Below are 12,340 nucleotides of genomic sequence, written 5' to 3' on the forward strand. Positions count from 1 at the left end.
CCCCTCATGGGAACAGCCTTGGGCTGACAGACTGTCCCCATGCGCATTGTGGTTCTGGCCGGTGGTATCGGCGGTGCTCGTTTCCTGCGTGGCCTCAAGGCGGCCGCCCCCGAAGCCGACATCACGGTCATCGGCAACACCGGTGACGACATCCATCTGTTCGGGCTGAAGGTGTGTCCCGACCTCGACACGGTGATGTACACGCTCGGCGGCGGCATCAACGAGGAGCAGGGCTGGGGACGTACGGACGAGACCTTCCAGGTCAAGAGCGAGCTCGCCGCGTACGGCGTGGGCCCCGAGTGGTTCGGGCTGGGCGACCGTGACTTCGCCACGCACATCGTCCGTACGCAGATGCTGAGCGCGGGCTATCCGCTGAGCGCCGTCACCGAGGCGCTGTGCGCACGGTGGCAGCCCGGGGTGCGGCTGCTGCCGATGTCCGACGACCGCGTCGAGACGCATGTCGCCGTCGATGTCGAGGGCGAGCGCAAGGCCATCCACTTCCAGGAGTACTGGGTCAGGCTGCGGGCCTCCGTCGACGCCCAGGCCGTCGTGCCCGTGGGCGCCGAGCAGGCCAAGCCCGCGCCGGGCGTCCTGGAGGCGATCGGCGCGGCCGACGTCATCATCTTCCCGCCGTCCAACCCGGTGGTGAGCGTGGGGACGATCCTCGCGGTGCCTGGCATCCGGGAGGCGATCGCCGAGGCGGGCGTCCCCGTCGTCGGCCTCTCCCCCATCGTCGGGGACGCGCCGGTGCGCGGCATGGCCGACAAGGTGCTGGCGGCGGTCGGCGTCGAGTCGACGGCAGCTGCGGTGGCGAAGCACTACGGCTCGGGGCTGCTGGACGGCTGGCTCGTGGACACCGTGGACGCGGGGGCCGTGGCGGACGTCGAGGAGGCGGGGATCCGCTGCAAGGCCGTGCCGCTGATGATGACCGGCATCGAGGCCGCGGCGGCGATGGCGCGTGAGGCGCTGGCGCTCGCCGAGGAGGTGCGGGCATGACGCATCCGTCCTACCGCGTCTGGGCGTTGCCCGGGCTGCCCGAGGTCCGGCCGGGCGACGACATCGCGAAGCTGATCGCGGCCACCGAACCGGGCCTGGTGGACGGCGACGTCCTGCTCGTCACGTCGAAGATCGTCTCCAAGGCCGAGGGCCGGATCATCGCCGCGGACTCGCGGGAGGAGGCCATCGACGCCGAGACGGTGCGGGTGGTGGCCCGGCGCGGCACCCTCCGTATCGTCGAGAACCGGCAGGGCCTGATCATGGCCGCGGCCGGGGTCGACGCCTCCAACACCGCCGCAGGAACCGTGCTGTTGCTGCCCGAGGACCCCGACGCGTCGGCGGCCCGTATCCGTGAGGGGCTGCGGGACACCCTCGGTGTCGAGGTCGGCGTGGTGGTGACGGACACCTTCGGGCGGCCCTGGCGCACCGGGCTCACCGATGTCGCGATCGGAGCGGCGGGAGTCCAGGTCCTGGACGATCTGCGGGGTGGCGTCGACGCGCACGGGAATCCGCTGACCGCGACCGTCGTCGCCACGGCGGACGAGCTGGCAGCGGCGGGCGACCTGGTCAAGGGCAAGGCGGCCGGGCTGCCCGTGGCGGTGGTCCGTGGCCTCGCCCATGTCGTCGCCGGGACGGCGGACGGCGCGGCGGCGCTGGTGCGGGGCGCCGAGGACGACATGTTCCGCCTCGGCACGTCGGAGGCGGTACGGGAAGCGGTGACGCTGCGGCGGACGGTGCGGGAGTTCACGGACGATCCGGTGGACCCGGGCGCGGTCCGGCGTGCGGTCGCCGCGGCCGTGACGGCGCCCGCGCCGCACCACACGACGCCGTGGCGCTTCGTGCTGCTCGAATCGGAGGCTTCGCGGCTGCGGCTGCTGGACGCGATGCGGGAGGCCTGGATCGCGGATCTGCGGCGCGACGGCAAGTCGGAGGAGTCCATCGCCAAGCGGATCAAGCGCGGGGACGTACTGCGGACCGCGCCGTATCTGGTGGTGCCGTGCCTGGTGATGGACGGCTCGCACCTCTACGGCGACGAGCGCAGGGACGCCGCGGAGCGCGAGATGTTCGTCGTCGCGGCGGGCGCGGGTGTCCAGAACTTCCTGGTGGCGCTGGCGGGCGAGCGGCTCGGGTCGGCGTGGGTGTCTTCGACGATGTTCTGCCGCGAGGTCGTGCGCGAGGTTCTCGGGCTGCCGGAGTCGTGGGATCCGATGGGGGCGGTGGCCGTGGGACGGCCGGCGGCGGCGCCGAAGCCGCGACCGGAGCGGGAGGCGTCGGCGTTCATCGAGGTGCGCTGAACGGACGCGGCCCCTGGCCCGGCTCTGGGCCCCGGCTCGCGCCCTGAGCGCTTCCGTCCTGAGCGCTCGTGATCAGAGCGCTCATGATCAGAGCGCGGCGATGTCGTGCCGCGGCATCTTCGGCTTGCGACGCGCCGGCACCCGCCCGCTCAGCAGGATCAACCGCGCCGCGCGGTGGCGCTGGCCCGCGTAGGGCTGCAGGAGTTCGAGCATGGCAGCGTCGTCGGCGTCTCGGTCGCCCGCGAGGGCGTAGCCGACGATGCCGGGGAGGTGGAGGTCGCCGACCGTGACGGCGTCGGGGGCGCCGTTGCTGCGCTGGATCGTCTCGGCGGAGGTCCAGGGGCCGATGCCGGGGATCAGCTCCAGGCGCGCCATGGCCGCTTCGGGCTCCATCGCCGCGGCCTCCTCCATGCGGCGGGCGACGCGGACCGCGCGCAGGATCGTGGCGGCTCGTTTGTCGTCGACGCCCGCGCGGTGCCACTCCCAGGAGGGGATGAGGGACCAGGTGCGAGGGTCGGGCATGACGTGGAGACGGTCGCCCGGACCCGGTGCGGGCTCGCCGTATTTCCGTACGAGGAGGCGCCAGGCGCGGTAGGCCTCGTCGGTGGTGACCTTCTGCTCCAGGATCGACGGGATCAGGGACTCCATGACCAGTCCCGTGCGGGTCAGGCGCAGGCCGGGACGGCGACGGTGGGTGGCCGCGACGAGGCGGTGGCGCGGCTCGAAGGCGTCCGGGTCGTCGGACTCGCCGAGCATGGCGGGCAGTTGCTCCATCAGCCACTCGGCGCCGGGGCCCCAGGCTTCGGTGTGGACGGCCCCGTCCCGTGCCGCGACGCGGAGGGTGCCCGGTCCGTCGGGGGTGCGGGTGGCACGCCACACCGAGCCGTCCGGTGTCGTACGGAACGTCGGATCGGCCGGCCCGCGCCGCAGCGGCCCCAGCACGAGCCCCAGGTCCAGCGGGCCCGGCGGTACGTAGCGCCGCTCCCTGCCCCCGAGCGCGGAGGCCGAGGCCCTGGGCGCGGGTACGGGGACCTCGCCGCCGCGCACGGTGGTGCGGGTGACGGCGGGGCGTGGGTCGAAGCGTCCTGCCACGGGAGGGGTCCTCGGTGTCGGGGGTCCTCGGTGCTCGGGGTCCTCGGTGGAGCCCCCTGGAGGGTTCCGGGAGTCCCTTGGGGAGTGCAGTCCCTTCGCGAGCCCGTCGGGGAGTGCGGTCCCTTAGAGAGTAGGGCTCCGGATCCGGCCCGGGGGCGGATGCCCCCGGGCACACGGCCCTACTGGTCCGAGGAGAAGCGGATCGCCCCCGCCGGGAGCGTCGCGTCGCACCACACCCGGACGCCGTCCCTGAGCTCGTTGTCGGGGCCGACGACCGCGCCGTCGCCGATCACCGCACCCGTGAGGACCGTGCGGGCGCCCACGTGGGCGCCCGCTCCGACCAGGGAGTCGGTGACGACGGCTCCGGCCTCGACGGTCGCGCCGTCCAGGATCGTGCTGCCGGTGATGCGGGCACCCTCGCCGATGACCGCGCCGGCGCCGATCACCGTGCCGCCGGTGAGCTTGGCGTCCGGGGCGACCGTCGCGGTCGGCAGGATCAGGCGGTCGCCGCAGCGGCCGGGCACGGCCGGGGAGGGCGCGCGGCCCAGGACCAGGTCGGCGGAGCCTCGGACGAAGGCCTGCGGGGTGCCGAGGTCCAGCCAGTAGGTGGAGTCGACCATGCCCTGGAGGTGAGCCCCGGAGGCCAGCAGATCGGGAAAGGTCTCCCGTTCGACCGAGACCGGGCGGCCCGCCGGAATGCCGTCGATCACCGAGCGGCGGAAGACGTACGCCCCCGCGTTGATCTGGTCGGTGACGATCTCCTCCGGGGTCTGGGGCTTCTCCAGGAAGGCTGTCACCCGGCCCGTCCCGTCGGTGGGCACCAGGCCGAACGCCCGGGGGTCCGCCACCCGGGTCAGGTGCAGGGAGACGTCCGCCCCGGACGCCGTGTGCGTCTCGACCAGGCCACCGATGTCCAGGCCCGTCAGAATGTCACCGTTGAAGATCAGTACCGGATCCTCCGGCCCCGACCGCAGCCGTGACGCGACGTTCCGGATCGCCCCGCCCGTGCCGAGCGGCTCCTCCTCGGTGACGTACTCCAGGTGCAGGCCCATCGAGGAGCCGTCGCCGAAGTACGGCTCGAAGACCTCCGCGAGGTACGACGTCGCGAGCACGATGTGCTCGACGCCCGCGGCGCGCGCCCGCGCCAGCTGGTGCGTGAGGAACGGCACGCCTGCCGCGGGGACCATCGGCTTGGGCGTGTTCATGGTGAGCGGGCGCAACCGCGTGCCCTTACCGCCGACCAGGAGGATCGCTTCTGGGGCCTGAGTCAATGCCTTCTCTGCTTCCTGCTGGGGCCGGGCGATTCGTGCGTATGACCGGCCAGTGTATTCAGCCTGTTCGTACGTACGTATGCGGCACGGGCCTTCACCGGCCCGTCCGTGGCCCGTCAGCGGCCCTGGAGTCTGGCCGAGACGGTGCGGGCCGTGCCGAGCTGGTCGTAGAGGCGGCCTCCTGGGCAGTCGGTCGCGAATCCGTCCCGGTGCCCCGAGATGACGTTGAGTCTGGCCTGTGTGCCCTTCGCGAACTTGTTGCCGCCCCCGGATGTCAGATACGTCTTCGACTTCGGGTTCACCCCGTACAGACCCAGCTTCCAGGCGGTGAGCTTGGCGACCGCCTCCACCGCGGCCGGCGGCGGGGTGGTCGAACTGTACGTTCCGAGGACCGCGATGCCCATGCTGTTCGTGTTGAAACCGCGTGTGTGTGCGCCGAGCACTGCCTTTGCCACGCCTCCTGCCCGCCCTTCGTAGATGTTTCCGCACTTGTCGACGGCGAAGTTGTAGCCGATGTCCCGCCAGCCACTGCTCTCGACGTGGTAGCGGTAGATACTGCGCAGGACGGAGGGCGCCTGCGCGCAGGTGAACCCGTTGCCCGTCGCACTGTGGTGGACGAAGGCCGCCTTGACCGCGCTGGTGTACACGAACTGCTTCTCGCGCAGCGACTCGTCGGCGCCCCAGCCCTTGCGGGTGATGATGCCCGGCCGCGGGCCGATGTACGGCTTCGCAACGCCGTACAGCTTGGCCACCGCGGCCGTCTCCGCCTTGGACAGGGCGGGGATCACATCGGCCCCGAGCGGCGCGAGATCCGCGTTGACCGCCGAGGCGGCCGCGGACTCGGCCGTCAGGTCGGCGGCCTGCGCTTCAACCTGCGCTTCGGTCTCCGGGCCGCCCGCAGGCAGTTCGTCCTCCGCCGCTCCCTCGCCCTCGCCCTCGCCTCCTCCCGGCCAGGGGTTCGCCGACGCCGCGGGCCGCGGCTCGGGGTCTTCGGACAGTGGCGGCACCTCGGCTTCCGCGACCCGGCCCGGGTCGACGAGCTGGAGCCGCAGGCCGCGCGGGAGTGGCTCCGTGGGGCCGCGCCGCGTCCCGGCGCTCGTCCCGGCTGTCGTCCCGGCCGTCGTCCCGGCCGTGGTCGCGGACTGTACGCGGACCTCGACGCCGTCCGATTCGCCGACCCACAGGGGCGCGGTCGAGCCGCGTACATGTCCCGCGACACGCTCCGGTGAGCCGGGGTCAGGGGCGTGCTCCTCGTCGTGGGTCTCCACGTGCTGCCACGCGGACCACGTACTGGAGCCCGCGGCACGGGTACGGACCTGGACCGTGCCGTGGAGTTCGGTCTCCACGTCGTCCCAGACGACCCCGACGAGCGAGAACGGACGGACCTCGCGTCGCTCCAGCCCCTGGACGACGGCGCCGCCGGCCGCCCGCTGGTGGCCGGGGAGCGGCTCGAGCGGCAAGGACTGGGTGGAGCCCGGCAGGTCCGGCACGGGCGGCGCGGCGGTGGCCGGCAGCGCGAGTGCGGGAAGGGCGAGGGCGGCTGTGCACGTGACGCCGATCGTGGATACATGGAAGGCACGCATGCCAATGATCATTGGACGGGCGGACACATTCCGCCTTCCGGGAATCTGACGGCCCGTCGGCCCGACCGGGGGACGCCGTCACCGGTACGGCGGCGCCCGCGGCACCTCGGCGGCGTACTCTTGCGCGGGTGAACGCCAGCGACCGCACCCCCGCCGACCTGCTGCGATCCGCCCTCGCCGAGGATCCGGCCCGCCCCCTGGTCACCTTCTACGACGATGCCACCGGTGAGCGCGTCGAATTGTCCGTCGCGACCTTCGCCAATTGGGTGGCCAAGACGGCGAATCTGCTCCAGGACGGGCTGTCCGCGGAGCCGGGCGACCGGCTGGCGCTGCTGCTGCCGGCGCACTGGCAGACCGCGGTGTGGCTGCTCGCCTGCCATTCGGTCGGAGTGGTCGCCGAGATCGGCGGTGACCCCGCGGGCGCGGACCTCGTCGTCAGCGGCCCGGACACGCTGGAGGCGGCGCGGGCCTGTTCCGGGGAGCGGCTCGCCCTGGCGCTGCGGCCGCTGGGCGGCCGTTTCCCGCAGGTGCCCGAGGGCTTCGCCGACTACGCGGTCGAGGTGCCGAGCCAGGGTGACCGGTTCGCGCCTTATGTTCCGGTGGACCCGAGTGCGCCCGCCCTTGCGGTCGCGGGCATGGAGCTGACGGGCGAGGCCCTCGTCGAGCGCGCCCGCGCGGACGCGGCGTCGCTGGGCCTGGGGGACACCGGGTCGCGACTGCTGTCGGGGCGCCCGTACGACACCTGGGAGGGGCTGTCGGCCGGGCTGTACGCGCCGCTCGCCTCGGGCGGGTCGGTGGTGCTCTGCCGCAACCTCGGTCAACTCTCCCCGGAGGGACTGGAGAAGCGGACCGGGAGCGAGCGGGTCACGCACCGGGCGATGTGATCGCCCCGGGCGAGCAGCGCGGTACGACAACCGCTCCGACGTCCACTCTTCCGGCTCACCGGCTGCCGAGCCCCCGGGCCTGATCGTCAGCTCCGGGACATCATCGGCGTACGCGCGGGCAACGAGCCCGGCAAACCCGCCGCGCCCGACGAGCCGCGAGGATGGACGCAGACGTGACCGACAGCGCTGACACGCCCGCCGAACCGGACGACCCGGCGGAGGATGCCGCCGGGTCCCCGGACGCGGCGGGCGACGGCACCGTCGGCCGCAGGCGCCGCTGGCCGCGTTGGGCCGCGCTCGGCCTGTCGTTCCTCATCCTCGTCATCGCCGGTGTCAGCTGGTGGCTGTACCGGCTGCTCGACAGCAACATCGGGACGGACCTGACCGCCGCCGAGGAGCTGGAGCGGTACGAGAGGGAGCGCCCGCCGCACACGGTGAGCGGGGTGCGGAACATTCTGCTCATCGGCTCGGACACCCGTGCGGGCTCCGTGAACCGCACATACGGCCACACCGGGGGCCAGCGCTCCGACACGACGATCCTGGTGCATCTCGCCGCCGACCGGCGCAGTGCGACCGCGGTCTCCGTCCCGCGCGATCTGATGGTCGACATCCCCAGCTGCCGCACCGCCGGGGGCACCCGCAGCCGGCCGCAGTTCGCCCAGTTCAACTCCGCCTTCGCGATCGGTGGCGCGGCCTGCTCGATCCGTACCGTCGAGCGGCTCACCGGTATCCGCGTCGACCACCACATGGTGATCGACTTCCATGGCTTCAAGGACATGGTGGACGCGGTGGACGGGGTGGAGGTCTGCCTCGGCGAGCCGATCGACGACCCCGATGCCCATCTCAGGCTAAAAGCGGGCAAACAGACCCTCAATGGTGAACAGGCCCTCGGCTTCGTCCGCGCCCGCAAGTCCCTCGGCAACGGCAGCGACACCGAACGCATGGACCGGCAGCAGAGGTTCCTCGGCGCGCTCTTCAACAAGGTGCAGAGCAATGGCGTCCTGCTGAACCCGGCCAAGCTCTACCCCGTGCTGGACGCGGCGACCAAGGCGATCACCGCCGATCCCGGCATGGACTCGCTGAAGGACCTGTACTACCTCGCCCGCTCACTGCGGGACGTACCGTCGGAGCGCGTGCAGTTCCTCACGGTGCCACGCCGGGCGTACACGTACGACCCGAACCGCGACGAACTCGTCGAGCCGGCCGCGAGCAAGCTCTTCAAGCGGCTGCGCGAGGACGCTCCCGTGAGAGTGGTGCCGCAGGACACGACCTCGAGCGACGCTCCGGAGACGGAGAGCGACGGCGGTACGGGCTCCGAAAACCCCTCGGCGACGCCGACGTTCCCCGGCACGAACGCCGCTTCCGGCATGTGTGGGTAAAGCCATCGCCAAGGACTTGTCGGCAGTCCATGAAGATTGGGCGGATTGCCCAGTTGTAAGGGACGTGGAATTTGTCACGGACGTCGCTCGGCGCTGAACTGGGCGGATAGTGTGACGCGACCCGGTACATCGGCCGCCAGGTCGCACACAACCGGATCGACGAATCAAGCGTCTCCCGGGGGGAGGGACGCCTCGCGTGGCACCGACGGAGGACTCAAGCAACCGTGGATGCGCAGAGCCGTGGGCAGGCGGACGAAATCGACCCCGCCGACCAGTGGGTACTGAACCCGCAGACGGGCAATTACGAACTGCGACTGGACCGTTCCACACGGCAGTCGACGGCTTCCCGCTCCACCGGCGCCTCCCCCTCCAGAACGGCCGGCCGGCGCGGCACCACCGGCACCGCGGCGCAGAAGACGGACGTCCCTGGACAGCGCACGCGCCGCTCGACGCGCAGCGCGGGCGCGGCAGACGGAGCGGGCGGCGGCAACACGCCCCCCACCGGTCCCGGCCGTCGTAAGCGCAAGCCTCCGAAGGCGCGCAAGAAGAAGGCGTTGCTGTGGACCGGCGGCGCCATGGCTGTCGTCCTCATCGCCGTCGCCGGCGGCGCCTATTACGTGTACGAGCGGCTCAACGGCAACCTCAACACGGTGGACGTCGGCGACGCGGGCGCCAAGGGCATCACCAAGGACGGGCCGGTCAACATCCTGCTCCTGGGCACCGACAAGCGCACCGGAGCGGGCAACGAGGGCTACGGCGACCGGGACAACAGCTCCGGCCACGCCGACACGACGTTCCTCTTCCATGTCTCCGAAGACCGCACCAACGCGACCGCGCTGAGCATTCCCCGGGACCTGATCACCGACATCCCGGACTGCCCCACGAAGCAGCCGGACGGCTCGACCAAAATAATCAAGGGTTCCGAGGGCGTCCGCTTCAACCAGAGCTTCGGGGTGGCAGGACGCGACCCGGGCTGCACGATGCGCACGATCAAGCAGATGACCGGCGTTCCGGTCGACCACTTCATGATGGCCGACTTCAACGCGGTGAAGACGCTCTCCACCGCCGTCGGTGGCGTCGAGATCTGCCTGTCCAAGCCCATCAAGGACAAATCCTCCAAGCTGGATCTGCCGGCCGGACCGTCGAAGGTCCAGGGTGAGGACGCGCTCGCGTTCGTCCGAAACCGGCACGGCCTGGGCAACGAGAGCGACCTGGACCGGATCAAGCAGCAGCAGCAGTTCATCGCCTCGATGATCCGGCAGATGAAGGAAGACACCCTCGGCAATCCCAAGAAGATGTTCGCGCTCGCGGACGCGGCGACCAAGGCGCTCACGGTCGACAGCGCGATCGGGGACATCCCGAAGCTGACCGCACTCGCCGAGGAACTCGGCAAGATCGACATCAAGCACATCAGCTTCACGACCGTGCCGGTGGTCGACAACACGGACGGTGCGACCGTCATCCTGGACAAGGTCAAGGCTCCGCAGATCTTCAGCCTGCTGCAGAACGACGTGTCCTTCACCGAGGTGAAGAAGAAGGAGTCGGCCGCCAAGAGCAAGCAGGCCGCCCTGCTCAAGGGCCCGCGGGCCGCGGCATCCGACGTACGTGTGGACGTCTACAACGGCAGCGACACCAACGGGGCCGCGCAGACGACCCTCAACTGGCTGCAGAACGAAAAGGGCGTGTTCAAGTCGTCGAACAAGAGCAACGCCCCGGAGAAGATCGCCAAGACGACCTTGGCGTACGCACCGAACCAGGCCGACCAGGCGCGCAAGCTCGCGGACTTGATGGGCCTGCCCGCCGCGGCACTCAAGCCCGGCACGAAGAACGCCGTGGGCACGGAGGCGATGGTCCTGACCCTCGGTGCCGACTTCAAGGGCGCAGGGGTGCCCATCACCGCTCCGACGAAGGTGCCGGCGGACGTGGACAAGGTAGAAGCCGACAAGCAGGTGTGCGCCAAATGACCCCGGACCACCGGGTCATGAGGCGCGCCTGAAGCGACAGGGGGCCAGGTGGGAAACGGCAGCGTGCGTGGGGAGGGGACGCGGGAACGCGTCCGGCACGCCGGTGAACAGGGCTGGGACGACAGCCTCTACGAGGAGGAGCACGGCACGGCGGGTGCCGGGGGCGGCAAGCCGCCGGGCGGAGACACCGGACCCGCGCGCCGGGGTGGCGCCCCACACCGGCACGGCAAACGGGGCAAACGCCGGATACTACGCTGGGTCGCGTCCGTGCTTTCGCTGCTGATACTCGGTACGGCCGCCGCCGGATACCTCTACTACCAGCACCTCAACAACAACATCCGCAAGGGTGCGCGCAGCGCCAGTGACAGCAAGGCGCGCAGGACCGCGCCGAACGCCGCCGGACAGACACCGCTGAACGTCCTGCTGATCGGTTCCGACAGCCGTAACTCGGCGGCGAACGTGGCACTCGGCGGCTCCCGGGACAAGCAGGACGCCCCGCCCCTCGCCGACGTCCAGATGCTCCTGCATGTCTCGGCCGACCGCAAGAACGCCTCGGTCGTCTCGATCCCGCGCGACACCCGGGTCCAGATACCCGAGTGCGAGGACCCGAAGAGCAAGCAGAAGTACAAGGCGACCAGAACGCTGATCAACGAGAGCCTGGCGCGCGGCGGCCCCGGCTGCACCCTGGCCACCTGGGAGAACCTCACCGGGGTCTACATCGACCACTGGATGATGGTCGACTTCGCCGGTGTGGTCTCGATGGCCGACGCGGTCGGCGGGGCCGAAGTGTGCGTCGAGTACAACGTGCACGACAAGCCCACGGCCATGGTGAAGGGCGGCTCCGGGCTCAAGCTGAAGGCGGGCAGGCAGAAGATCCAGGGCGAGACGGCCCTGCAGTGGCTGCGCACCCGGCACGCCTTCTACGACGACTTCGGCCGGTCCAAGGCCCAGCACATGTACATGAACTCGGTGATCCGCAATCTGAAGGCGCAGAACGCGTTCACCGACACCGGGCAGCTGATGGACCTCGCCGAGACCGCGACCAAGTCGCTTCAGGTCTCGGAGGAGATCGGCACGGTCAAGAAGCTGTTCGATCTGGGCATGCAGCTCAAGGACGTGCCGACGGAGCGGATCACGATGCTCACCATGCCGCGCATTCCCGACCCGTACGACGAGAACCGGGTACTGCCGGCGCCCGGCAAGGCCGACGATCTGTGGAGCATGCTCCGCGACGACACCCCGCTGGACGGCAAGGGCCCCACCTCCAAGCCGAAGCCCGCCGCGACCAGCAAGGACCCGGTGGCGCCCGCCGGCGAGACCGGTGTCACCGTGCAGAACGGCACCTACACGCCGGAGCTGGGCTCGGTGAAGGGGCGCGCGTCCGAGGTCAAGGAGATCCTCTCGGGGAAGGGGTACACGCGGGCGTCGGCGGACCGCACGAGCAACCCGCAGGCGAAGACGGTCGTCCGCTTCCCCAGCGCCGAGCTGGAGGGGGAGGCCCAGGCGGTCGCCAAGGCCCTGGGCATTCCGGTGAGTTCCGTCAAGAAGTCCACCGATGTCTCGGGCGTGACCGTGATCGTGGGAGCCGACTGGCGGACCGGGGACACCTTCCCGAAGGCAGCCACGCCGACGGTGTCGAAGGATGACACCGAAGCGCTCAACGGGGCGGACAAGGGCGCCTGCATGGACGTCTACAAGCCCTACCGCTGGTAGCTGACGCAAAACGCCGGGGGGGGGGGGGGGGGGGGGGGGGGGGGGGGGGGGGGGGGGGGGGGGGGGGGGGGGGGGGGGGGGGGGGGGGGGGGGGGGGGGGGGGGAGGGTGGGGGGGGGGGGGGGGGGGGGGGGTTGTGGGGGGGGGGGGGGGGGGTGTCGCAA

General features: G+C 71.3%; 9 protein-coding genes. 6 read left to right on the plus strand and 3 right to left on the minus strand.

All coding sequences use genetic code 11. The features are described 5' to 3' along the window. Positions 1–39 precede the first annotated feature (39 nt). Both cofD and AC0699_RS35775 read left to right on the plus strand, forming a co-directional pair. The gene (cofD, locus tag AC0699_RS35770; RefSeq protein ID WP_478669138.1) at positions 40–996 is read left to right on the plus strand and encodes a 2-phospho-L-lactate transferase; all 957 of its coding nucleotides are present in this window, start codon (positions 40–42) and stop codon (positions 994–996) included. After that, positions 993–2,291 (plus strand): coenzyme F420-0:L-glutamate ligase, encoded by a 1,299-nt coding sequence (locus AC0699_RS35775; protein ID WP_478669142.1) that lies wholly within the window; start codon positions 993–995, stop codon positions 2,289–2,291. The genes cofD and AC0699_RS35775 overlap by 4 nt, the downstream gene beginning before the upstream one ends. An 87-nt stretch (positions 2,292–2,378) precedes the next feature. On the opposite strand, the gene AC0699_RS35780 is transcribed toward AC0699_RS35775, so the two are convergent. From AC0699_RS35780 to AC0699_RS35790, 3 genes are all read right to left on the minus strand, one after another. Continuing rightward, entirely contained in the window at positions 2,379–3,383 is a 1,005-nt protein-coding gene (locus AC0699_RS35780) for a DNA-3-methyladenine glycosylase family protein (RefSeq protein WP_478669148.1), read from the minus strand. 179 nt (positions 3,384–3,562) lie between these two features. Further along, complete coding sequence (manB, locus tag AC0699_RS35785) at positions 3,563–4,654, minus strand: mannose-1-phosphate guanylyltransferase (RefSeq protein ID WP_478669151.1); 1,092 nt, start codon at positions 4,652–4,654, stop codon at positions 3,563–3,565. Positions 4,655–4,770: 116 nt separating this feature from the next. Next, positions 4,771–6,237, minus strand: a complete 1,467-nt coding sequence (locus AC0699_RS35790; RefSeq protein WP_478669155.1) for a peptidoglycan recognition protein family protein — start codon at positions 6,235–6,237, stop codon at positions 4,771–4,773. A 128-nt stretch (positions 6,238–6,365) separates the two neighbouring features. On the opposite strand from AC0699_RS35790, the gene AC0699_RS35795 reads away from it, so the two are divergent. The 4 genes from AC0699_RS35795 (at position 6,366) to AC0699_RS35810 (ending at position 12,177) form a co-directional block, all read left to right on the plus strand. Further along, positions 6,366–7,121, plus strand: coding sequence for a TIGR03089 family protein (locus tag AC0699_RS35795; RefSeq protein ID WP_478669159.1), 756 nt, complete (start codon positions 6,366–6,368; stop codon positions 7,119–7,121). 173 nt (positions 7,122–7,294) lie between these two features. Next, positions 7,295–8,500: an LCP family protein gene (locus AC0699_RS35800; RefSeq protein WP_478669162.1), complete on the plus strand. Its 1,206-nt coding sequence runs from the start codon at positions 7,295–7,297 to the stop codon at positions 8,498–8,500. Positions 8,501–8,724: 224 nt separating this feature from the next. After that, entirely contained in the window at positions 8,725–10,464 is a 1,740-nt protein-coding gene (locus tag AC0699_RS35805; protein ID WP_478669166.1) for an LCP family protein, read from the plus strand. A gap of 48 nt (positions 10,465–10,512) precedes the next feature. After that, entirely contained in the window at positions 10,513–12,177 is a 1,665-nt protein-coding gene (locus tag AC0699_RS35810; protein WP_478669170.1) for an LCP family protein, read from the plus strand. Positions 12,178–12,340: the final 163 nt, after the last annotated feature.

The sequence above is a fragment of the Streptomyces sp. NPDC043870 genome, from assembly GCF_056435785.1.

What these genes read in the sequence shown, in the direction of transcription:
- cofD (WP_478669138.1), top strand. Translation starts at nt 40, where the DNA reads ATGCGCATTGTGGTTCTGGCCGGTGGTATCGGCGGTGCTCGTTTCCTG.
- AC0699_RS35775 (WP_478669142.1), top strand. Translation starts at nt 993, where the DNA reads ATGACGCATCCGTCCTACCGCGTCTGGGCGTTGCCCGGGCTGCCCGAG.
- AC0699_RS35790 (WP_478669155.1), bottom strand. Translation starts at nt 6,237, where the DNA reads ATGCGTGCCTTCCATGTATCCACGATCGGCGTCACGTGCACAGCCGCC.